This is a genomic window from Kitasatospora sp. NPDC003701, assembly GCF_053587085.1.
The window spans coordinates 14,232-35,581 of record NZ_JBSFNM010000005.1 but is presented as its reverse complement, the minus strand read 5'-3'; the positions used below and the strand labels follow the sequence as shown (position 1 = coordinate 35,581).

At 71.9% G+C, this 21,350-nt stretch carries 17 protein-coding genes, 1 tRNA gene and 2 pseudogenes; 10 read left to right on the top strand and 10 right to left on the bottom strand.

Annotated elements, in window-relative coordinates:
• Nucleotides 1-105: 105 nt before the first annotated feature.
• Nucleotides 106-2,856, bottom strand: a complete 2,751-nt coding sequence (aceE, locus tag ACWDRR_RS06550; RefSeq protein ID WP_449771067.1) for a pyruvate dehydrogenase (acetyl-transferring), homodimeric type — start codon at nucleotides 2,854-2,856, stop codon at nucleotides 106-108.
• A 516-nt stretch (nucleotides 2,857-3,372) separates the two neighbouring features.
• On the opposite strand from aceE, the gene ACWDRR_RS06545 reads away from it, so the two are divergent.
• From ACWDRR_RS06545 to ACWDRR_RS06525, 5 genes are all read left to right on the top strand, one after another.
• Nucleotides 3,373-3,807 (top strand): DUF3052 domain-containing protein, encoded by a 435-nt coding sequence (locus ACWDRR_RS06545; RefSeq protein WP_329487476.1) that lies wholly within the window; start codon nucleotides 3,373-3,375, stop codon nucleotides 3,805-3,807.
• A 240-nt stretch (nucleotides 3,808-4,047) separates the two neighbouring features.
• Nucleotides 4,048-4,506, top strand: coding sequence for a peroxiredoxin (locus tag ACWDRR_RS06540; protein ID WP_360628806.1), 459 nt, complete (start codon nucleotides 4,048-4,050; stop codon nucleotides 4,504-4,506).
• A gap of 236 nt (nucleotides 4,507-4,742) precedes the next feature.
• Nucleotides 4,743-5,318, top strand: coding sequence for a TerD family protein (locus tag ACWDRR_RS06535; protein ID WP_360628802.1), 576 nt, complete (start codon nucleotides 4,743-4,745; stop codon nucleotides 5,316-5,318).
• Nucleotides 5,319-5,759: 441 nt separating this feature from the next.
• On the top strand, nucleotides 5,760-6,335 hold the full coding sequence (locus ACWDRR_RS06530) for a TerD family protein (protein ID WP_380571056.1): 576 nt from the start codon (nucleotides 5,760-5,762) through the stop codon (nucleotides 6,333-6,335).
• A 68-nt stretch (nucleotides 6,336-6,403) separates the two neighbouring features.
• Complete coding sequence (locus ACWDRR_RS06525; RefSeq protein WP_449771066.1) at nucleotides 6,404-7,504, top strand: DUF475 domain-containing protein; 1,101 nt, start codon at nucleotides 6,404-6,406, stop codon at nucleotides 7,502-7,504.
• 254 nt (nucleotides 7,505-7,758) lie between these two features.
• Here ACWDRR_RS06525 and ACWDRR_RS06520 read toward each other — a convergent pair whose 3' ends face one another.
• Entirely contained in the window at nucleotides 7,759-8,916 is a 1,158-nt protein-coding gene (locus tag ACWDRR_RS06520; RefSeq protein WP_449771065.1) for a DUF2637 domain-containing protein, read from the bottom strand.
• A 492-nt stretch (nucleotides 8,917-9,408) separates the two neighbouring features.
• Here ACWDRR_RS06520 and ACWDRR_RS06515 point away from each other — a divergent pair, with 492 nt between their 5' ends.
• A complete protein-coding gene (locus ACWDRR_RS06515; RefSeq protein WP_449771064.1) occupies nucleotides 9,409-10,149 on the top strand; it encodes a Tellurium resistance in 741 nt (246 codons plus the stop codon).
• Between the two features lie 85 nt (nucleotides 10,150-10,234).
• Here the strand turns inward: ACWDRR_RS06515 and ACWDRR_RS06510 are convergent, their stop codons facing one another.
• On the bottom strand, nucleotides 10,235-11,395 hold the full coding sequence (locus ACWDRR_RS06510) for a TerD family protein (protein WP_449771063.1): 1,161 nt from the start codon (nucleotides 11,393-11,395) through the stop codon (nucleotides 10,235-10,237).
• A gap of 447 nt (nucleotides 11,396-11,842) precedes the next feature.
• Here ACWDRR_RS06510 and ACWDRR_RS06505 point away from each other — a divergent pair, with 447 nt between their 5' ends.
• The 3 genes from ACWDRR_RS06505 to ACWDRR_RS06495 all read left to right on the top strand — a co-directional run bounded on the left by ACWDRR_RS06505 (nucleotide 11,843) and on the right by ACWDRR_RS06495 (nucleotide 16,791).
• Nucleotides 11,843-13,204 carry an HpcH/HpaI aldolase/citrate lyase family protein gene (locus tag ACWDRR_RS06505; protein ID WP_449771062.1) on the top strand — a complete coding sequence of 454 codons (1,362 nt, stop codon included), beginning with the start codon at nucleotides 11,843-11,845 and terminating at the stop codon, nucleotides 13,202-13,204.
• Between the two features lie 180 nt (nucleotides 13,205-13,384).
• The gene (locus ACWDRR_RS06500; RefSeq protein WP_449771061.1) at nucleotides 13,385-15,916 is read left to right on the top strand and encodes a phosphoribosyltransferase; all 2,532 of its coding nucleotides are present in this window, start codon (nucleotides 13,385-13,387) and stop codon (nucleotides 15,914-15,916) included.
• Nucleotides 15,917-15,921: 5 nt separating this feature from the next.
• Nucleotides 15,922-16,791 carry an HAD family hydrolase gene (locus tag ACWDRR_RS06495; RefSeq protein WP_449771060.1) on the top strand — a complete coding sequence of 290 codons (870 nt, stop codon included), beginning with the start codon at nucleotides 15,922-15,924 and terminating at the stop codon, nucleotides 16,789-16,791.
• Between the two features lie 30 nt (nucleotides 16,792-16,821).
• On the opposite strand, the gene ACWDRR_RS06490 is transcribed toward ACWDRR_RS06495, so the two are convergent.
• Together ACWDRR_RS06490 and ACWDRR_RS06485 are read right to left on the bottom strand one after the other, a co-directional pair.
• Nucleotides 16,822-17,043 carry an FmdB family zinc ribbon protein gene (locus ACWDRR_RS06490; RefSeq protein ID WP_449771059.1) on the bottom strand — a complete coding sequence of 74 codons (222 nt, stop codon included), beginning with the start codon at nucleotides 17,041-17,043 and terminating at the stop codon, nucleotides 16,822-16,824.
• Between the two features lie 157 nt (nucleotides 17,044-17,200).
• A complete protein-coding gene (locus ACWDRR_RS06485; RefSeq protein ID WP_449771058.1) occupies nucleotides 17,201-18,520 on the bottom strand; it encodes a hypothetical protein in 1,320 nt (439 codons plus the stop codon).
• A 212-nt stretch (nucleotides 18,521-18,732) separates the two neighbouring features.
• On the opposite strand from ACWDRR_RS06485, the gene ACWDRR_RS06480 reads away from it, so the two are divergent.
• Nucleotides 18,733-18,804, top strand: a tRNA-Val gene (locus tag ACWDRR_RS06480).
• Nucleotides 18,805-18,869: 65 nt separating this feature from the next.
• Here the strand turns inward: ACWDRR_RS06480 and ACWDRR_RS06475 are convergent.
• The 5 genes and pseudogenes from ACWDRR_RS06475 to ACWDRR_RS06455 all read right to left on the bottom strand — a co-directional run.
• Nucleotides 18,870-19,577: pseudogene (locus ACWDRR_RS06475) on the bottom strand (tyrosine-type recombinase/integrase); the annotation flags it as partial.
• Nucleotides 19,553-19,777, bottom strand: a pseudogene (locus ACWDRR_RS06470) (diguanylate cyclase domain-containing protein); the annotation flags it as partial. The pseudogenes ACWDRR_RS06475 and ACWDRR_RS06470, both read right to left, overlap by 25 nt.
• Before the next feature lie 85 nt (nucleotides 19,778-19,862).
• A complete protein-coding gene (locus ACWDRR_RS06465) occupies nucleotides 19,863-20,396 on the bottom strand; it encodes a DUF6197 family protein (protein WP_449771057.1) in 534 nt (177 codons plus the stop codon).
• 22 nt (nucleotides 20,397-20,418) lie between these two features.
• Nucleotides 20,419-20,616: a hypothetical protein gene (locus ACWDRR_RS06460; RefSeq protein ID WP_449771056.1), complete on the bottom strand. Its 198-nt coding sequence runs from the start codon at nucleotides 20,614-20,616 to the stop codon at nucleotides 20,419-20,421.
• 12 nt (nucleotides 20,617-20,628) lie between these two features.
• Nucleotides 20,629-21,333: a DUF2637 domain-containing protein gene (locus ACWDRR_RS06455; protein WP_449771055.1), complete on the bottom strand. Its 705-nt coding sequence runs from the start codon at nucleotides 21,331-21,333 to the stop codon at nucleotides 20,629-20,631.
• Nucleotides 21,334-21,350 lie beyond the last annotated feature (17 nt).

Genomic DNA, 21,350 nt, shown 5'->3' with positions numbered 1-21,350 from the left:
TCGGTGGCCGGGGACGGCGAAGGGCCGGACCCCCACGAGGGAGGTCCGGCCCCTGGATCGGCCCACCGGCCTGCCGGTCTACCTGCTCACCGGCTCACCGGCTGATCAGGCGTCGCCGCCGGCGGCACCCGGGTCGGCCGCCGCCACGTCCAGCAGCTGGTAGCGGTCGATCGCGTCCTTCAGCGCGCTGCGGTCGATCTTGCCCTGCTTGGCGAGCTCGGTGAGCACGCCCAGGACGACCGACTGCGCGTCGATGTGGAAGAAGCGACGGGCCGCGCCACGGGTGTCGGCGAAGCCGAAGCCGTCGGCGCCCAGCGACTGGTACTGGCCCGGCACCCAGCGCGAGATCTGGTCCGGCACCGCGCGCATCCAGTCGGAGACGGCGACGAACGGGCCCTCGGCGCCCTGGAGCTTCTGCGTCACGTACGGGACGCGCTGCTGCTCCTCCGGGTGCAGGAGGTTGAACTCCTCGGCCTCCACCGCGTCGCGGCGCAGCTCGTTCCAGGAGGTCGCGGACCAGACGTCGGCCTTGACGTTCCACTCCTCGGCGAGGATGCGCTGGGCCTCCAGGGCCCACGGCACCGCCACGCCGGAGGCGAGGATCTGGGCCGGGATCTGGCCGGCGGTGGCCGGCGCGTACCGGTGCAGACCCTTGAGGATGCCCTCGACGTCGACGTTCTCCGGCTCGGCCGGCATCTTGATCGGCTCGTTGTAGACGGTCATGTAGTAGAAGACGTCCTCGCCGTGCGGGAACTCCGCCGACGAGCCGTACATCCGCCGCAGGCCGTCCTGGACGATGTGCGCGATCTCGAAGCCGTACGCCGGGTCGTACGCGACGACGCCGGGGTTGGTCGAGGCCAGCAGGTGCGAGTGGCCGTCCGCGTGCTGCAGGCCCTCACCGGTCAGCGTGGTGCGGCCGGCGGTGGCGCCGATCACGAAGCCGCGGGCCAGCTGGTCGGCCATCTGCCAGAACTGGTCGCCGGTGCGCTGGAACCCGAACATCGAGTAGAAGACGTACACCGGGATCAGCGGCTCGCCGTGGGTGGCGTACGAGGAGCCCGCGGCGATCAGCGACGCGGTGCAGCCCGCCTCGGAGATGCCGTCGTGCAGCATCTGGCCGGTCGGGGACTCCTTGTACGCCAGCAGCAGCTCGCGGTCGACCGACTCGTAGGTCTGGCCGAGCGGGTTGTAGATCTTCGCCGACGGGAAGAGCGAGTCCATGCCGAAGGTGCGGTACTCGTCGGGCGCGATCGGCACGAAGCGGTTGCCGATGCCCTTGTCCCGCATCAGGTCCTTGAGCACCCGGACGAACGCCATGGTGGTGGCGATGGTCTGGTTGCCGGAGCCCTTCTTGACCGCCTTGTAGGCGTCGTCGCCCGGCAGCTCCAGCTGCCGCGGCCGCACCTTGCGGGTCGGCACGTAGCCGCCCAGCTCCTTGCGGCGGTCGTGCATGTACTGGATCTCCTCCGAGTCACGGCCCGGGTGGTAGTAGGGCGGGTAGCCCTCCTCCAGCTGCTTGTCCGTGATCGGGATGTGCAGGCGGTCGCGGAAGCGCTTCAGGTCCTCGACCGTCAGCTTCTTCATCTGGTGCGTCGCGTTGCGGCCCTCGAAGTTGGGGCCGAGCGTCCAGCCCTTGACCGTCTGGGCGAGGATGACCGTCGGCTGGCCCTTGTGCTCGCGGGCCGCCTTGAACGCCGCGTAGACCTTGGCGTGGTCGTGGCCGCCGCGACCCAGGTGCTGGATCTGCTGGTCGGTCATGCTCTCGACCATCTTGCGCAGCCGCAGGTCGCCGCCGAAGAAGTTCTCGCGGATGTACGCGCCGGTCTCGGTGGCGTACGTCTGGAACTGGCCGTCGACCGTGGTGTTCAGCTTGTTCACCAGGACGCCGTCGCGGTCCTGCGCGAGCAGCGGGTCCCAGCTGCGGTCCCAGACCAGCTTGATGACGTTCCAGCCGGCGCCCCGGAACTGGGACTCCAGCTCCTGGATGATCTTGCCGTTGCCGCGGACCGGGCCGTCCAGGCGCTGCAGGTTGCAGTTGACCACGAAGGTCAGGTTGTCCAGGCCCTCGCGCGAGGCGAGCGACAGCTGGCCCAGCGACTCCGGCTCGTCCATCTCGCCGTCGCCGAGGAAGGCGTAGACGTGCGAGGCGGAGGTGTCCTTGATGCCCCGGTGCTCCAGGTAGCGGTTCATCCGGGCCTGGTAGATCGCGCCGAGCGGGCCGAGGCCCATCGAGACGGTCGGGAACTCCCAGAAGTCCGGCATCAGCCGCGGGTGCGGGTAGCTGGAGAGGCCGTACGGCGCCTTCGACTTCTCCTGGCGGAAGGCGTCGAGCTGCTGCTCGGACAGTCGGTCCAGGAGGAAGGCGCGGGCGTAGATGCCGGGGGAGGCGTGACCCTGGAAGAAGATCTGGTCGCCGGACTCGCCCTCGGCGTCCTTGCCGCGGAAGAAGTAGTTGAAGCCCACGTCGTAGAGCGACGCGGAGGAGGCGAAGGTGGCGATGTGGCCGCCCACGCCGATGCCCGGACGCTGTGCCCGGGAGACCATGACGGCCGCATTCCAGCGGGTCGCGTTGAGGACCTTGCGCTCGATCTCCTCGTTGCCGGGGAAGAACGGCTCGTCCTTGGTGGCGATGGTGTTGACGTAGTCCGTGCTGCGCATCTCGGGCACGGCGACACGCTTCTCGCGGGCGCGCTCGATCAGGCGGAGCATCAGGTAGCGGGCACGCTCGCGCCCCCGCTCGTCGATGGCCGCGTCAAGCGACTCCAGCCATTCCGCGGTCTCCTCGGGATCGAAGTCCGGGACCTGACTCGGAAGGCCGCCAATGATGATCGGGTTGCGATCGGATCCGGAAGCCACGCTGTTCCTTCACTGTCGGTCGAAACTGAGGTGTGTCGCGCCGCCTCCATCGTGCTACCGCGCTCGGAGATCCGTCATCTCTACCGATCGGTAACCGTTCCGCCCGGTGGGCGGTACGGTCTGGCGGCGCGCGGAGCAGGCGCTCTTGCCTGCGCCCCGCACCACCGGGTGTTACGAACAGAGGTGGTCCGACCTGGTTGCCCGACCGTCCGATGGCGGGCGGTCGGGGTGAGGGCCAACAGGAGACTCTACGCCCGCGCACGCGCGGACCCGAATGCCGTTCGCATCTCGGGCACGCGTACGGCCTGTGGACCAGGGCCACCCGAAGCATCCTTGTCTCATGCAGAGAAGGGCAAATCGGTGTGATTCACGACACGTCGACCGGCGTGTTCCCGTGCGACACGTCAACCTTTGGAGGGGATCGGGGGTCGGGTACTTGCGCGAACCGCCGCGCCCGTGTGGACTACGGCCACAGCCTCGGCAAGGATGCCGAGCCGAATACTGGAGGTTATTCCCGTGAGCGCGACCGCGGACCCCGCGGACAAGTCCAACCCGGCGCACCGTCTCGGTTTCGAGAAGGACCAGATCATCCAGGAGCTGGGGTACGACGAAGACAGTGACCAGGAACTCCGCGAGGGCATCGAGGAGATCACCGGGACGGATCTCGTCGACGAGGACTACGACGACGTCGCCGACGCCGTCCTGCTGTGGCACCGCGACGACGACGGAGATCTCACCGACTCCCTCGTCGACGCCCTGGAATACCTGGCCGAGGGCGGCCTGATCTGGCTGCTGACGCCCAAGACCGGCCGTGACGGCCACATCGAGGCCTCCGACATCGCCGACGCGGCCCGGACCGCCGGCCTCTCGCAGACCAGCTCGATCGCCATCGCCAAGGACTGGGCCGCCACCCGGCTGGCGACCAAGGCCGCCAAGGCGGGCAAGCGCTGAGCGCCCCTCGCGCCTGAGCCGCGATCCCGAGCCGGGCCCCGTTGGACCTTCCTCCAACGGGGCCCGGCCGTTTCCCGCTCCGGGCTGGATCCCCTGCCGGGGGGTGCGTTCGCCGAGGGCGAAAGCGGCCGCCCCGGCCCCCGGCCGCCTCACCCGTTCGGCCGAATCGGTGCCGGTGAATGCGAGGATGGCGCTCGCCGCGCCCGCCGCGCGGCCCTGTCGCGTCAGAAAGGTCCCACCATGGCCATCGAGGTCGGCACCGAGGCTCCGGACTTCGAGCTGAAGAACCAGCACGGCGAGCTGGTCAAGCTCTCCGACTTCCGGGGCGAGAAGAACGTCGTCCTGGTCTTCTACCCGTTCGCCTTCACCGGCGTCTGCACCGGCGAGGTCTGCGCGATCCAGAAGGAGCTGCCGCGCCTCCAGAACGACGAGGTGCAGGTGCTCGGGATCTCCAACGACTCGCCGTTCACCCAGCGCGTCTTCGCCGAGCAGGAGGGCCTGGACTACCCGCTGCTCTCCGACTTCTGGCCGCACGGCGAGGTCTCCCGGGCCTACGGCGTCTTCAACGAGGAGAAGGGCTGCGCGGTGCGCGGCACCTTCGTGATCGACAAGGCCGGCGTCGTGCGCTGGAGCGTCGTCAACGACCTGCCGGACGCGCGGGACGAGCAGGAGTACCTGAAGGTCCTCGGCGCGCTCTGACGCCCCCCGCGCGCCCTTCGCGGGGCGCCGTACGGGCCCGGCGGGCTGCGGAACGGCCGCGGGGAAGGCGCCCGCGCAGATTCGAACAGCCACGCCGGGCCCGTTCCCTGCCCAGGACGGGAACCCGGCACTACGATCGGTCCGTTGGCTGGTCAGAGGCTCGGCGCAATCGCCGCCGACACCTCGGACCGCACCACGGGGGCACCAGCGAGTGCCTCCCGAATCTTGGAGGACAAGTGGGTGTCAGCCTGAGCAAGGGCGGCAATGTCTCGCTCACCAAGGAAGCCCCCGGCCTGACCGCCGTGGTCATCGGCCTTGGCTGGGACGTCCGTACCACCACCGGCACGGACTTCGACCTGGACGCCAGCGCCCTGCTCTGCAACGACCAGGGCAAGGTCGACAAGGACGGCAACTTCGTCTTCTTCAACAACCTGAAGAGCCCCGAGGGCTCGGTCGAGCACACCGGCGACAACCTGACCGGTGCGGGCGAGGGCGACGACGAGGCCATCAAGGTCAACCTGGCGACCGTCCCGGCGGACGTGCACAAGATCGTCTTCCCGGTGTCGATCTACGACGCCGAGAACCGGACCCAGAACTTCGGCCAGGTCCGCAACGCGTTCATCCGCGTGGTGAACCAGGCCGACAACAACGAGCTGGCGCGCTACGACCTCTCCGAGGACGCCTCGACCGAGACCGCGATGGTCTTCGGCGAGCTGTACCGCAACGGCGCCGAGTGGAAGTTCCGCGCCATCGGCCAGGGGTACGCCTCCGGCCTGCGCGGCATCGCCCAGGACTTCGGCGTCAACGTCTGAGTCGGGCGGCGGGCCCTTCGGGCCTGACGGGGCACCACCGGGCCGGGGCGGCCGCGGACGCGAGGCGTCGGCGGCCGCCCCGGCTTCGTGCTGTCCGGGTTCGGGGCGCTTCCGGGGGCCGTGGCGTCCGGGTCGCGCTGTACGGCTCGGCGGCGTCCGGGTTCGTGGCGTCCGGCTCGGCGTCGTCCGGGTTCGTGGCGTCCGGGTTCGTGGCGTCCGGGTTCGTGGCGTCCGGGTCGGCGGAGTCCGGGGCCGTGGCGTCCGGCTCGGCGGCGCGCCGGCGGCGTGCCGCTTCGGTTCGTGCTGCCCCGGCTTCGTGCCGTCCCGGCGCACTGGAAGGATAGGAGTTCAGGAAGTTCAGCCGGCCGAAGGAGGCCGGGCGGGGCCACGGGGGAATAGACCTGAGATGCGCCCCGGGAGGCAAAGGGAGGAAGGACAGCCATGAGTGTCACGCTCGCCAAGGGTGGAAACGTCTCGCTCACCAAGGCCGCGCCGAATCTGACGCAGGTGCAGATCGGCCTCGGCTGGGACGCCCGCTCGACCACCGGCGCACCGTTCGACCTCGATGCGAGCGCGCTGCTCTGCTCGGGAGGCCGGGTGCTCGGTGACGAGTACTTCGTCTTCTACAACAACCTCAAGAGCCCCGAGGGCTCGGTCGAGCACACCGGCGACAACCTCACCGGTGACGGCGAGGGCGACGACGAGGTCGTGCTGGTCAACCTGGACCTCGTCCCGCCGCAGGTGGACAAGGTGGCCTTCCCGGTGTCGATCTACGACGCCGAGTCGCGCCTGCAGAACTTCGGTCAGGTGCGCAACGCCTACATCCGGGTGGTCAACTCCCTGGACGGGCAAGAGATCGCCCGGTACGACCTGACCGAGGACGCCTCCAGCGAGACCGCGATGATCTTCGGCGAGCTGTACCGCTACGCGGGCGAGTGGAAGTTCCGAGCGGTGGGCCAGGGGTACGCCTCGGGTCTGCGCGGCATTGCCCTCGATTTCGGCGTAAACGTACAGTAAAGGCCCGAACCCGTAGTCGACGTGGTCGACGTTCTCGGCGCCATGAACTCGAAAGGTAACCAAGTCCCGTGTTCCTCCGCACCTTCGGCTGGTCATTCGCGATCACCGTCATCGGGCTGATCGCAGCCGGCCTGCTCTGGGGAGCTGAAGGATTCGGCATCGTGCTGATCCTCTCCATCCTGGAGATCTCCCTGTCGTTCGACAACGCGGTGGTCAACGCCACGGTGTTGAAGCGGATGAACCCGTACTGGCAGAAGATCTTCCTCACCGTCGGCGTGCTGATCGCCGTCTTCGGTATGCGGCTGATCTTCCCGCTGCTGGTCGTCGGCCTCACCGCGCACCTCAGTCCGTCGACGGTCATCGACCTCGCGCTCAACTCCGACAAGACGTACGAGGGTCTGACCTACGGCCAGTACCTGGAGGCCGCGAACCCGGCCATCGCGGCCTTCGGCGGCGTCTTCCTGCTGATGATCTTCCTCGACTTCATCTTCGAGGAGAAGGACTACAACTGGCTGGCCTGGATCGAGCGTCCGCTGGAGAAGGTCGGCAAGCTGGAGGCCTTCTCGACGGTCGTCGCCCTGGTCACCCTGCTGCTGGCGTCCAACTTCTTCGCCGGGGAGCACGCCGAGACGGTGCTGCTCGCCGGTGTGCTCGGCCTGGTCACCTACCTCGCCGTCAACGGGCTCTCCTCGATCTTCGAGGCGGGCCTGGAGGAGGACGAGGAGGAGGAGGAGAAGGCCGCGAAGTCCGGGAAGTCCATCGTCCAGGTGGGCGGAAAGGCCGCGTTCTTCCTCTTCATGTACCTGGAGGTGCTGGACGCGTCGTTCTCCTTCGACGGCGTCGTCGGCGCGTTCGCCATCTCCAGCGACATCTTCCAGATCACCCTGGGCCTCGGCATCGGCGCGATGTACATCCGCTCGCTGACCGTCTACCTGGTCCGCCAGGGCACCCTGGACGACTACGTCTACCTGGAGCACGGCGCGCACTACGCGATCGGCGCGCTCTCGGTGATCCTGCTGGTCGGCATCGAGTACCACATCCCGGAGATCGTCACCGGCCTGATCGGCGTCGCCTTCATCGGCCTCGCCCTCGGCTCGTCGGTCCTGCGCAACCGCCGGGTGGCCGCCGAGGGCGGCGGCGAACACGAACTGGTGAGCGCCGACAAGTAGCGCTCGGGCCCCGGGTCCTGTGGTCCCGGGGCCCCCGGCTCCGGAGCCCGTGGTTCGGGCCCGGTGGTCCTCCCGGCTCAGGTCCGCGAACGGACACGCGAACGGCCGCCCCCTTCCTGCGAGGGGGCGGCCGTTCGCGTGTCCCGCCGTGCGGCGGGTCGTTCCCGAAGCCGGTCAGCCGGTCAGCCGGTCAGCCGGTCAGCCGGTCAGCCGGTCAGCCGGTCAGCCGGTCAGCCGGTCAGCCGGTCAGCCGGTCAGCCGAGCTGCTGCTCGATGGCGCGCAGCTTGCGCTCCAGCGAGTCCAGCTTGGGCATCGACAGGGTGTCGTCGTCGGCCGTCAGATCGATGGCCGAGCTGCGGTAGGACGAGGACGACGAGGAGCTGCTGCCGAGGTAGGACGACTCGCCGAGGGAGCCGGCCGAGGAGGAGAAGGAGGAGGAACCGACGGCGGCGCGGGGCCGGCGACCGGCCTCCAGGGCGCTCGGCGAAGCGGCGGGCTCCAGCACGGAGCGGCCGGACTGGGAGGTGGCGTCGGCGTCAGCGGCTAGGGCAGGCTCCGAAGCGTTCGGGCCGTCTCCGGCAGCGGTGAGCGCGGGCACCTGACGGCCGCCGCGGGCCCGGGCGAGCACGCCGCCCTGGCGGGAGATGGCCTTGAGCTCGGCACGCTCGCGGCGGTCGGCGCTGCGGGCGCGCAGCTTGGCCGCCTCCTTCGCCTGGCGCTCCTCGCGCACCTCCTCGACCGCCTCGTCCAGGCTGCGGACGTTCTCCAGCAGCATCAGCGACCAGGCGGCGTAGGTCTCGCGGGGGGCGCGCAGCCAGCGCACGATGCGGATCTGCGGCAGCGGGCGCGGGACGAGGCCCTGCTCGCGCAGCGCGGCCTTGCGGGTCTGCTTCAGCGCCCGGTCGAACAGGATCGCGGCCGAGATGGACATGCCGGAGAAGAACTCCGGGGCGCCGTCGTGCGCCATGCCGCGCGGGGCGTGCACCCAGTTGAACCAGGCCGAGGCGACGGCGAACACCCAGACCAACAGGCGCGAACCGAGCGCCGCGTCACCGTGGCTGGCCTCGCGCACCGCGAGCACCGAGCAGAACATCGCGGCGCCGTCCAGGCCGAACGGGACGAGGTACTCCCAGCCGCCGGAGAGGCCGAGGTTCTCCTTGCCGAAGCCCACCAGGCCGTGGAACGACAGCGCGGCCGCGACGCCGGCGCAGCAGAACAGCAGGACGTAGGAGGAGATCCCGTAGATCATCTCCTTGCGCCGGCGGCGCTCCTCGGTGCGCTCCCAGGAGTCGCCCGACTCCTCGTTCTTGGTCGTGTTCTTGAAGCGCAGCGTCGCCACCAGGATGGCGGTGAACAGCAGGGCTGCGCCGCCGATGACGGTCCAGACCAGCTGTATGGAGGTCAGGTTCATTGCGGGTCGGGCCTCGGGTTTCCGCAGGGGACAGGTCACAGTGCGACACAGGCGATCAGATCCCGTCGCCGGGACAGGGCCTGACGGTGCGTCCTTGCCGCCGGGCGCGCCCACCGCGCCCGGGCGGGGGCGGTCGGGACACCTGTGCGGCTAGACGATATCGCGTCCGAAGGGGCGGCATGTTACGGGAGGGGAGCTTTGTCCCGCCAGCCGACCCGCCGTCGGCCGGGGGCGGGTCGGCCGACGGGGTGGGGAGGCGGGGTGGAAGGCGCCCTGCCGGTGGTCCGTCGGTGGTCCGTCGGCGCCCCGTCGGTGGTCCGCCGGTGGCTCGGCGGTGGCTCGGCGGTGGCCCGTCGTAGCCCGTCGGGGCCGTGAGCGGTGTCCGGTTCACGCTGCTGGGTAGGGAGTTCGGGTACCCGGCGGGCGGGCTGATGCCGGATCATTGAGCGGCGGACCGTCGGACCGACTGGCGGCCCCTGGGGGAGGACTGGGATGGCCTCGATTTGGGAGTACCTGCGCGGGGAGCGGAACACCCTCGACCCGGGCGGGCAGCACAAGGTCACGCTCACCAAGTCGACGCCGCAGCACGCCATCACCGGGGCCGCGGCCACCACCGGCTACCTCTACGTCAACCTGCACTGGACCACCCGGATAGGAGCGCCGCGCGCCTCCGGCCGGGACACGCTCAAGCGCTGGTTCAGCCCGCGCATCCTCAGCCCGATGGAGCCTGACGCGCAGCAGGGCGCCCAGCTCAACGTCGACCTCGACCTGGCCTGCATGTACGAACTCTCCGACGGCAGCCGGGGCGTGGTCCAGCCGCTCGGCGGCTACTTCGGGGACCTCCAGCACGCGCCCTACGTCAAGCTCAGCGGCGACGACCAGTACGGGGCGCCGTCCGGCGAGACGATGTACGTGAACCTGGAGAAGAAGGACCAGTTCAAGCGGCTGCTCATCTTCGTCTACATCTACGACGGCACTCCCGCGTTCGAGCAGGCCAACGCGGTGGTGACGATCGTGCCGCAGACCGGTCCGCGGATCGAGATCAAGCTGGAGGAACGCGCCTCGGCCGCCCGCTCCTGCGCGGTGGTGCTGATCGAGAACGCCGGGGACAACCAGCTGACGGTGCGCCGCGAGGTGCGGTACGTCAACGGCTTCCAGGCGGACATCGACCGGTTGTACGGCTTCGGGATGCAGTGGCAGCGCGGCTACAAGAACCCCTCGGGGCCGGAGTAGCCGCGCCGGCTCGGCCCCGGGGGCGGTGGAGTGCGGTGCGGCCACCGGGTCCGCGGTCCCGTGCCGTGGCCGGGTGCCGCGGCTGTCAGCGGGGCTGGAACTGCGGGCCCTGCGGCGGCAGCGCGAACTCCTCGGTGGCGGCCGGGGGCTGGGGAGCCTGCGGGGCCGGTGGCTGCTGGGGCTGCGGGGCGGTGTTCGGCGGCGGGTAGCCGTAGCCGCCCTGCTGCTGCGGTGCGGGCTGCTGCGGGTAGCCGTAGCCGGGGGCGGACTGGTGCGGCGGGTACGGCTGCTGCGGGGCCTGGTGGGCCGGCTGGGGGTAGCCGTAGCCGGGGCGCGGGGCCTGCGGGGGGTAGCCGTAGCCGCCCTGCTGCGGGGCCTGCGGCGGGTAGCCGTACCCCGGCTGCTGGGCCGGGGGCGCCGGCGGGACGGTCGGCGCCGTCGTCGGCATCGCGGGCGGGGCGGGCGGCGGCGGGGGAGTGTTCGCGGGCACGGCCGGCGCCGACGCGGGCGGCTGCGGTGCGGCGCCCTGCGGGGCACCGGTCTGCGGCGCGGCGAGCGGGACGGCGGGGGCCAGGGTGTACGTGCCCGGTTCCGGCCGCGGGGCCGGGCGGGCGTCCGGCAGGGCGGCGCGCGGGTCCGCCGCCTGAGCGGCCCGGTCCGGCTGGTCGGTCGGCCCGGCGTCCTGGGGCCCGCCCGCGCCGTCCTCGACGGTGATCCCGAAGTCGGTGGCCAGACCGATCAGCCCGGTGGCGTAGCCCTGGCCGACGGCCCGGAACTTCCACGATCCGGACCGGCGGTAGAGCTCGCCCGCGACCAGCGCGGTGACGTCGTCGTTCTCCGGCATCGCGAACTCGGCCAGGGCGGCGGCGCCCTCCCCGGCGCCGGCGTCGAAGAGCAGCAGGCGCAGCCCGGTCACCGTGCGGAACGAGCCGCCTTCGGAGGAGCCGGCCAGGACCACCCGGTCCACCTCGGGCGGCAGCTTGGCGAGCTCCGCCTCCACGGTGTCGGCGATCTCGGCGCCGGCGGAGGTCTGCTGCTTGGGCAGGTGGCGCACCTGTCCCGAGGGGTGTCTCGGCTGGTTGTAGAAGACGAAGTCGGCATCGGAACGAACCCTGCCGTCGGCGCCGAGCAGCAGCGCGGAGGCGTCCACGTCCGGCGCACCGGGCGTGGCGCTCCAGCGCAGCACGGCGCGGACCGCCGCCACCGGCAGTGCGATGTTGGCGCCCTTGGCCATCACGTGCGTCATAGCCGACCATCCTGCCTGTTCGCCACCCCTTCGGACAACGTGACCGAAGGTGGCGAAACCGTGGGACTTTGCCAATGCTTGCGCTTTGTGAAGCGGAGGGTAATCTTCCGAGAATTCGATGTTTCGGAATCGCATTCGACCGGAAGTCGTCCGTACGATGGGCCCCCAGAGGGCTCCGGGGGGTTCGGCAGGGGGTAACAGCAGCGTGTGCCCGGGAACCACCGGGCCCGGTGGACCGGTTAACCATCGTGACGCCCCGCACCCCGCAGTGGTGCCCGACGGCCCGCACCCCGACCTTCCGTAGCCCGACGTCACGCCGGATCGCGGCACCCTCCGAGCATCCTCCCGCACCCTCCGAGACCTCCCCGCACGCCCCCGAGCACCTCCCCGTACGCCCCTGAGCACGAACCCGCCGGGACCGGCGGCCGCAACCCTGAGGAGAGCACCATGCGCCATTTCGGCCACCTCGCCGACGACGTACGCGGCCGGCTCTTCCTCGAGCAGCCCCGGGCCTTCTCGGCGGAGAGCGAAGCGGCCGTCCTGGCCACCGCGCTCGGCGCGACCCTCTACAGCCCCGCCACCAGGCCCACGCTGGGCGCGGACATCCGGAAGCAGGCCGCTCGGGGCGTCGTCTCGATGGTGCTCTGCCTGGAGGACGCGATCGCCGACCACGAGGTGACCGCCGCCGAGGCCAACCTGGTGGTGCAGCTCGGCGAGCTGTTCGACGAGCTGCGGGGAGGGGCCCGGGGCGAGTCGTCCGGCGCGGCCCGCGGTGAGCTGCGCGACGGGCTGCGTGCCGGGCTGCGTGCCGGGCTTCGTGCTCGCGGCGAGGTGCGGGCCGAGACGCCCGGCGGGTGGCTGGGAGAGGTCCGGGGAGTGGCCTCCGAGCCGGCCGAAACCGTCGAAACCTCCACCGATTGCACACAAGATCTGCCCCTGCTCTTCATCAGGGTCCGCGCCGCCTCCCAGATCACCGATCTCGCCGACCGGCTCGGCCCGGCGATCGGGCTGCTCACCGGTTTCGTGCTGCCGAAGTTCACCGACGAGAGCGGCGGCGAGTTCCTGGAGGCGCTCGCCGACGCCGAGGCGGCCACCGGCCGGCGACTGTTCGCCATGCCCGTACTGGAGTCCCCCGAGCTGGCCCACCTGGAGACCCGTCGCGAGCAGCTGTTCGGGATCGCCCGGCTGCTCGACAAGTACCGTGAGCGCGTCCTCGCCGTCCGGCTCGGTGTCACCGACCTCTGCTCCGCGTACGGGCTGCGCCGCTCGCCCGACCTCACCGCGTACGACGTCGCCCTGGTCGCGGCGGTGATCGGGGACGTGGTCAACGTGCTCGGCCGGGCCGACGGCACCGGGTTCACCGTGACCGGCCCGGTCTGGGAGTACTTCCCCGTCCAGGAGCGGATGTTCAAGCCGCAGCTGCGCCGCACCCCGTTCGCCGAGGCGGAGCCCTCCGGGGAGGCGGTGCGCCAGCGGATCATCGAACACGACCTGGACGGCCTGATCCGCGAGATCGAGCTCGACCGGGCCAACGGGCTGCTCGGCAAGACCTGCATCCACCCCAGCCACGTCCCGGCCGTGCACGCACTCTCCGTGGTCACCCACGAGGAGTACAGCGACGCCCGGGACATCCTGGACCAGGAGCGCGGTGGCGGTGGGGTGCTGCGTTCGGCGTACACCAACAAGATGAACGAGGCCAAGCCGCACCGGGCCTGGGCGGAGCGGGTGATGCTGCGCGCCGAGGTGTTCGGGGTGGCGCGGGAGGACGTCAGCTTCGCCGAACTGCTCTCGGCCTGCCTCTGCGGCTGACCGCACGGGCCGCACGAGTCGCATGCCGTTTATGACCTGTACGACCTCGCACCGATCGCACGACCGGTACGACCCGCACGACCTGTACCGATCGCACGACCTGCACGACTCGCACTGATCGCACGACCTGCACGACCCGCACCGATCGCATGACTCGCACCATCGAAGGCAGGACCAGTAGTGACAGCACAGCAAGAGTGGACCGGCCGCTGGGTGGCCGACCGGGCCGGCGTCGCCCTGACCGGCTCGGACCGCCTCCCCGAACTGGTCGGCCTGGCCCTGCGCGAGAACCCCAAGCGCGCCCACCTGCTGGTCTCCACCGTGCTCGGCAAGCACGTCCCGCAGCGCCCGTCCGTGGTGCACGGCGCCGGTCTCGACCTCGGCCGCCGGGTGCGCGAGCTGCTGGGCGAGGAGGCGGCCGCCCGCGCCGTGGTGCTCGGCTACGCCGAGACCGCGACCGGCCTCGGCCACAGCGTCGCCGACGGTCTGGACGCCCCCTACCTGCACTCCACCCGCCGCCCGGTGGCGGGGGTGACCCCGGTGGGCGGCTTCGAGGAGGAGCACTCGCACGCCACCTCCCACCTGCTGCTGCCCGCCGACCCCGCACTGCTGGCCGGGGACGGCCCGCTGGTCCTGGTGGACGACGAGTTCTCCACCGGCAACACCGTGCTCAACACCATCCGCGAGCTGCACGCGCACCACCCGCGCGACCACTACGTCGTGGTCGCCCTGGTCGACCTGCGCGACGAGGCCGACCGCCGCCGGCTGGCCGACACCGCCGTCGAGCTCGGCACCCGCCTGGACCTGGTCGCCACCGCCGGCGGCGGCGTCGAGCTGCCCGGCGACATCCTCGCCCGCGCCGAGCGGCTGATCGCCGAGGTCGGTCCGGCGCCGGCGCTGCCCGCTGTCGCCCCCGCCCCGCTGGTGCGGGTCGCCCTCGACTGGCCCGAGGGCCTGCCGGACGGCGGGCGGCACGGCTTCGGTGCCGCGCACCGGTCTCAACTCGAAGCAGTTCTGCCGCAGTTGGCATCGCAGCTGGCCGCCGCGCTGGAGCCGGCCGGGTCGGTCGAGGACGGGCTGGAGCCGGCCGGGTCGGTCGAGGACGGGCCGGTCGGCGACGGCCGGGTGCTGGTGCTCGGCTGCGAGGAGCTGATGTACGCGCCGCTGCGCCTCGCCGGCGCCCTCGCGGACCGTCTCGCGAACGGCGAGGAGCGGGTCCGCTACTCCACCACCACCCGCTCGCCCGTCCTCGCGGTGGACGACCCGGGCTACGCCATCCGCACCCGGCTCTCCTTCCCCGCCCACGACGAACCGCAGGACGGCGGCTCGCGCGAGCGCTTCGTCTACAACGTCGCCCCCGGCGCCGACCCGGCCCGCCGCTTCGACGCGGTCGTGCTGGTGGTCGACGACGTGGCCGACACCCCCGAGCTGCACGAGGGCGAGCGCTCCCTGCTCGCCCAGCTGCGGCAGGTCACCGATCTGGTGGTCCTCGCCGTGCTGCCCTCGCACCGGCCTTCCCGGCTGCGCGCCGTCGTGCCCGGCGCCGCGCCTGCCGATCCGCTCTCCGCTCTGCCCACGCCGCTGCACGGCCCGGAGTTCTCGTCCTACCGCGCCGACGAGGTGTCCTGGCTGCTGAAGGACCTCTCCGACGTCCCGTTGGAGGCCCCGACCGAGGAGCGCGAGGAGGCCGTCCAGAACGGCGGCGCCCACTACGCCGAGTCCCTGCCGGTCGAGTACCAGCCCAGCCCCGAGTACCAGGAGCTGTTCCACCAGGCGCTGCGGATCTCCGCCCGCCGGATCGCGCTCGCCGTCGGCACCGTCGCGGAGACCCTGGTGCGCGAGCGCGGCCGCGGCCTGGTGCTGGCCTCGCTGGCCCGGGCCGGCACCCCGGTGGGTGTCCTGATCCGTCGCTGGCTGGCCTTCGCGCACGGCCTGGACACCCCGCACTACGCCGTCTCGATCATCCGCGGCCGGGGCCTGGACCCGGTCGCCGTGCGCTACCTGGACGCCCACCACAACGCCCCCGACGTGGTGTTCGTCGACGGTTGGACCGGCAAGGGCGCGATCACCCGCGAACTCGCCGAGGCCCTGGCCGGCACCGCGTTCGACCCCGAGCTGGCCGTCCTCGCCGACCCCGGCCGCTGCGTGCGCACCTACGGAACCCGGGACGACTTCCTCATCCCGTCCGCCTGCCTCAACTCGACCGTCTCCGGCCTGATCTCCCGCACCGTGCTGCGCACCGACCTGATCGGACCGGACGACTTCCACGGTGCCAAGCACTACACCGAGCTGGCCGGCGGGGACGTCTCCGGCGCCTTCCTGGACACCGTCGCCGACCACTTCGCCGAGGTCCTGGCCGAGGTCCGGGCGGCGGCCGACCGGCTCGCCGCCGAGGACCGCACCCCCGACTGGGCGGGCTGGGCCGCCGTCGAGCGGATCAGCGCCGAGTACGGCATCGACAACGTCAACCTGGTCAAGCCCGGCGTCGGCGAGACCACCCGGGTCATGCTGCGCCGCGTCCCCTGGCGGGTGCTGGCCCGGCGCGGCACCGGCGCCGATCTCGACCACGTCCGCCTGCTCGCCGCGCAGCGCGGCATCCCCGTCGAGGAGGTGGACGACCTGCCGTACTCCTGTGTCGGCCTGATCCACCCCCGCTACAGCCGCGGAGCGACCGGCGCCTCCGGCACGGCTGTCCTGGTGAAGGAGTCCTGAGCCCGATGAGCAGTCCCAGTGGTTTCCTGGTCGCGAGCGACCTCGACCGCACCCTGATCTACAGCAACCGCGCCCTCGCCCTGGACGTGCCCGACCGTCTCGCACCCCGGCTGCTCTCCGTCGAGGTGCACGACGGCAAGGCGCTCTCGTTCATGACCGAGCAGGCCGCCGAGCTGCTCGTCGAACTCGCCCGCGAAGCACTCCTCGTCCCCGCCACCACCCGGACCAGGACCCAGTACGAGCGGGTCAACCTGCCCGGCCCGACGCCCGGTTGGATCCCCGCCTACGCGATCTGCAGCAACGGCGGCCGGCTGCTCGTCGACGGCGTCCCGGACGAGGACTGGCAGAGCGAGGTGGCCGGCCGGCTGGCCACCGCCTCGGTGCCGCTGGCCGAGGTGGTCGAACACCTGGCGCTCTGCGCGGACCCGGAGTGGACGCACAAGCGGCGGGTCGCGGACGAGCTGTTCGCCTACCTGGTCGTCGAACGCGCCGAGCTGCCGGTGGGCTGGCTCGACGAGCTCACCGGCTGGTGCGCCGAGCGCGGCTGGACCGTCTCGCTGCAGGGCCGCAAGGTCTACGCCGTGCCGGCGCCGCTGAGCAAGAGCGCGGCGCTGGCCGAGGTCGAGCGGCGGGTCGGCGGCGCCACCGTGCTCGCGGCCGGCGACTCGCTGCTCGACGCGGACCTGCTGCTCGCCGCCGACGCCGCCTGGCGCCCCGGCCACGGCGAACTCGCCGACAGCGGCTGGACGGCCCCCGGCGTCACCGCGCTCGACCAGGTGGGCGTGGCGGCCGGGGAGGAAATCATCCGTCAGTTCCTGGCCCGGGTCCGGGGCGGAGTGGACGCCGGCCCGGTGGAGGCCGTCGTCAACGGCTGAGGCCTCGGCCCCCGGCGTTCCGCGCCGCGCTCAGCCGCAGCAACCGCCGCCGCAGCAGCCACCCCCGCCACCGGACGGGGCCTGCTGCGCGGCGCCGCCGGACGCGCCGCCGGTGACGGCGACGGCCGACAGCAGCTTCACGGTGTCCTGGTGGCCCTGCGGGCAGACCGCGGGGTCGTTGGCCTGCGCCATCGCGCGGCGGAGTTCGAAGGTGGCGCCGCAGGAGCGGCAGCGGAAGTCGTAGCGTGGCATACCCGCAGGGTAGCCCGGCGCGGGCCGGCGTCGCAGGGTGTCCGCGTCAGCGGTGTCCTGCGGTACGGGTGCGCTGCGGTACCGCGTGCCGCGGCACCCGTGTCCTGCGTTACCGGTGCCCCGCGCTACTCGTGTCCCGTGCTACCCGTGCCCCGCGTTACCGGTGCCCGCCCAGATCCTCCCGGATCAGCTCCACCACCTGGGCCGCCGTCTCCCGCACCGCCGCCAGCTCGGTCAGGAAGTGCCAGTAGTCGGGGTGCCGGCCGGCGGCCTCCAGTGCCGCCACCGCTCCGTCCAGCCGGCCGACCGCGGCGTCCAGCGGAGCCGCGTGCCGCGGGTCCGGCGCCTGCCGCCCCGCCATCGCGAGCCGCTGGGCGTCCCGGAGCGCGAAGCGGGTCCGCTCGATCTCCCGGTTCGGATCGTGCTGCACCTCGTTCAGCTGCCGCAGCCGCTCGTTCACCGCGACCACCGAGCCGTCCGCCGTGTCCAGCAGGGCGCGCACCGTGCCGATCGCGCCCGTCGCGTCCGCCCAGCGCTGCTCGTCGCGCGCCCGCGCCGCCTCGGCGAGCTTCTGCTCCGCCGCGCGCCCCGCCTCCGCCACCTGGTCCGGCACCCGCTGGAGGTCCTGCCAGCAGGCCGTGGCGAACCGCCGCCGCAGCTCGCTCAGCGCGGGCTCCACCGTGCCCGCCTTGGTCTCCAGCGCCTGGATCCGGGTCCGCAGACTGGCCACCCGACGGTCGATCTCCCGCGCCCGCTCCGGCAGGTGCTCCGCATCCGCCGCGATCGCGTCGGCCCGCTCCTTCACCCGCTCCGCACGCTGCAGCGTCGCCGCCACCCCGTGCCGGCCGGCCCCCTCGTTCAGCCGGCCCAGCTCCGGGCTCAGCTCGGCCAGCCGGGCCGCCAGGTCGTCCGCCTTCAGCCCCGCACCGCGCACCGCCTCCAGCGTGGTGGTCGCGGTCAGCAGCGCCCGCTTCGCCTGCTCCACCGCCGGGGTCACCCGCATCAGCTGCGACTCGGCGTGCTGCAGCACCGGCTGCAACCGCTGCAGGAAGTCGTTCAGCTCGGCCTGCGCCGACCCGAGCTGCCCCTTCACGTCCTGCAACTGGTGCCGGGCCCGCGCCGCCGCACCGGACTCCAGCTCCTCGGCGTCCAGGTCGTGCGCGTCCAGCGCCGCCAGGTAGTTCACGGTGACCTGGTCGATCCGGCCGGAGATCGCCTCGAAGTCCGCCGCCGCCCGTCGAGCGGTCGCACCGTCCTCCGCCGCGCGCACCGTCTCCACCGCCAGCCGCACCTCGCGCTGGGCGGAGTCCAGCTCGTAGAACGCCTGCTGCGCCGCGTCCCGGGCCGCCTTCGCGTCCGCCCGAACCCCCTCGCCGCCCCGCCGGCCCCACCAGCCCCCGCCCGCACCGAACGACGCCGCCCCGACAGCACCCAGCGCACCCGCCACCACCAGCGGCAACACCAGTGCTTCGGCCACCGCACTCCCCGGCCGCCGCCGCCCCCACCCGCTCCCGCCGGCCACCCTCACTGCGCGCTCCCTGTTCCGACCGCTGATCCACTGCCCATTGTTCCCGATCGCCCCACCACACCGGCACCCCCACCCGTCCCACTCCCCGACCACCTGCACCGCACCACCCCCCGAACCAGGTACCCTAGGCAGTCGTCGTGCCCCCACCGGGCCGCGATGGGGGGCGCGTAGCTCAGTGGTAGAGCGCTGCTCTTACAAAGCAGATGTCGGCGGTTCGAAACCGTCCGCGCCCACAGCGGAGAAGGGCCAGTTCGGAGGAATGATCCTCGCGAACTGGCCCTTAGTCGTTTCCGGGGTTTCAGTCGGGCTGTGCCACCGGCGTGCCAGATGCCTCCAGCGGCGGGTCCTGCCGGCCGAGCGCCTTACGGACGGCTTCACCCATGCGGTCGGCTATGGCGCGGTCCCGGTCGCTGGTCATGTGCTGGTAGATCAGTGCGGCCCGAGTGCTGCTGTGGCCCATCCTGGTCATGAGCTCTCGGGCGCTGGCCCCGTTCTGCGAGGCGAGGGTGTTCCCGGTGTGTCGGAGGTCGTGGAAGTGGGCATCTTCACTCACTCCGGCGGCCGTGCGGGCCCGGATCCAGTCGTCCCGGAAGTTGCTCCGACGGAGCTTCCCGCCGCGGGGGCCGATGAAGAGGTGCCCATCCGGCCCGGCGCCGGCGAAGTGGTCGAGGTGATTCGCCATGTCGGCCACGATCTCGGCGGGGAAGGCCACTGGCCGGAAGCCGGCGCGGCTCTTCGGTGCCTTGTCGTACAACCGTCCGGTGTTCAGCTCTGCCTGGTTGCGCTGTACCCGGACGAACCGGCCATCCAGATCGACGTGCCTACGGCGGAGCGCGGCCAGCTCACCGAAGCGCAGCGTCGTGAACGCGGTCAGCAGGACCAGGGCCCGCCAGCGAGGGCCGATCGCCTCGGCCACGGCGAACACCTCGTGAGGCGTTCGGCGGTGGCGGCGAGTACCGCATCGCCGGCGGCGTGGCCGTGGGTGTCGTTGGTCGCCTTGAAGTCGTCCAGATCGATCAGCAGCACCGACGCGCGGTCGGGGTAGTGCTCGATCAACCGGAGGGCGCGGGTGGTGAAGCCGTCGCGGGTGTGGAGCCCGGTGAGCGGGTCGCGGCGGGCGGTGGCCAGGCGGTGGTGCAGCCAGGCGCTGTGAGTGGTCCATCCGATCAGCGGTGCACCGGCGGCAAAGATCGTGGGCAGATCCATGAGCGGTCCTTCGTGATGGGCGGTGGAGGGTTGCGATCTCCGGGACGGCGGGATGATGGCGGCGTGTTGGCCGTCCCCGGGGAGGTCAGAGGCCGAGCGACAGAGCGCGGGCGGCGGCGCGGTCGAGCAGGTGGTGGATGTCGGCCTGCCGCGTGGTGGACCTGTCGTTGAACTCGTCCGGCGAGCGCACGGGGCGACCGGTGGCGTGCAGGGTCTCCATGAGCTGAACCCGGGCGGTCTGGACGGTGGTCGGGGTGCCGTAGCCGTGGACGAGGACGGCGGTCTGGGCGCCGACGAGGCAGACCCGGCCGGCGGAGTCCCACATGGCGCCCTGCAACCAGCCCACGGCGGTGATGTACCGGGAGACGAGCCGCAGGTGGTCGCTGGCAGTCACCGGGACCGGACGAGCCGGGCGCCGGGTGAGCCGGTCGAGCAGGGTGAGCTGCGGAAGCGGGTACCCGGAGTTCCAGGGCTGCACGGTGGAGCCGAGCGGAGAGATGTACGGGACCGGGACGCGGACCGGGGCGGGCAGCGTGGCCAAGTACGCCTCGATCTCGGCGGCCAGGCCGGAGCCGTCGACCGTGACCAGCGGCGGCAGGTTCAGGAGTGTGACGTTCATGCGAACTCTCCGATCTGGTCGGCTACTTGGCGCCGGTCTTGTTGATGACCTCGACACCGTCGCGGGTGGTCTTGTCGATCAGCGGGCCGGCCGAGGAGCCGGCGAGGTAGAAGCCGAGGAGGACGAGTGCGGCGACGGCCCACCAGCGCAGGCGGAGATTCCGAACGATGAACCAGGCGATGAGCGCGAGGACCGGGAGGAGGGGCAGCGAGATGTTCATCAGGCCGTTCCTTCAGACGAGTTCGGCGACGAGGGCCGTGGCGAGCGGATCTTTGATGCCGAGCCGAGTGCGGAGAGTCGCGGCGTCGATCGGGTTGCCGGTGCGGGTGCGGTGGTCGTCGGCGACCTTCCGGGCGTGATCGAGGAGGAAGGACGGGACGGCCGGGGCCGCAGCGGGAGCTGGCTCCGGAGTCGGGTCCGGTGCAGGAACTGGGGCGAGCTCCGGGACGGGAGGCGGCGGGAGCACTTGGGTCGGCTCGGTCACCGGCTCGGCGGCCGGGGAGTAGAGCGGCGGCAGTTCGTCAGCCGCGGGGCCGTCCTGCTCCGGTTCAACCGGTGCGGCGTCCGGCGTGGGCACGGCGGTCGAGTGGGCCAGCAGGGTCCCGCCCAGGAATGCGGCAGCGGGCCAGCCGGCGACGAGCACGCGGAGCCAGGCCGGGGCGTTGCCGAGGTCGAGCAGTCCTGCGGTGCCGATGTTGGCGCCGAGCGAGGCGGCCAGGGCTATGACGAACCAGCACCAGGCGAGCCGGACCGAGGCCCCGGACCGCAGCCGGCGCCAGGCGGCGACGAGCAGCAGGTCGACGGACACCGGGTAGGCCCACGACTTCCAGCCGGCCTGACCGGCGGACTCTGCGAGGTCGTGCAGGTGGGCGAAGGACAGTGCGGCAGCGATCACCGCTTGCGCCAGGACGGCGTCCAGCTTGGGGAGTCGGCGCATGTCGGTTCACCTCCAGT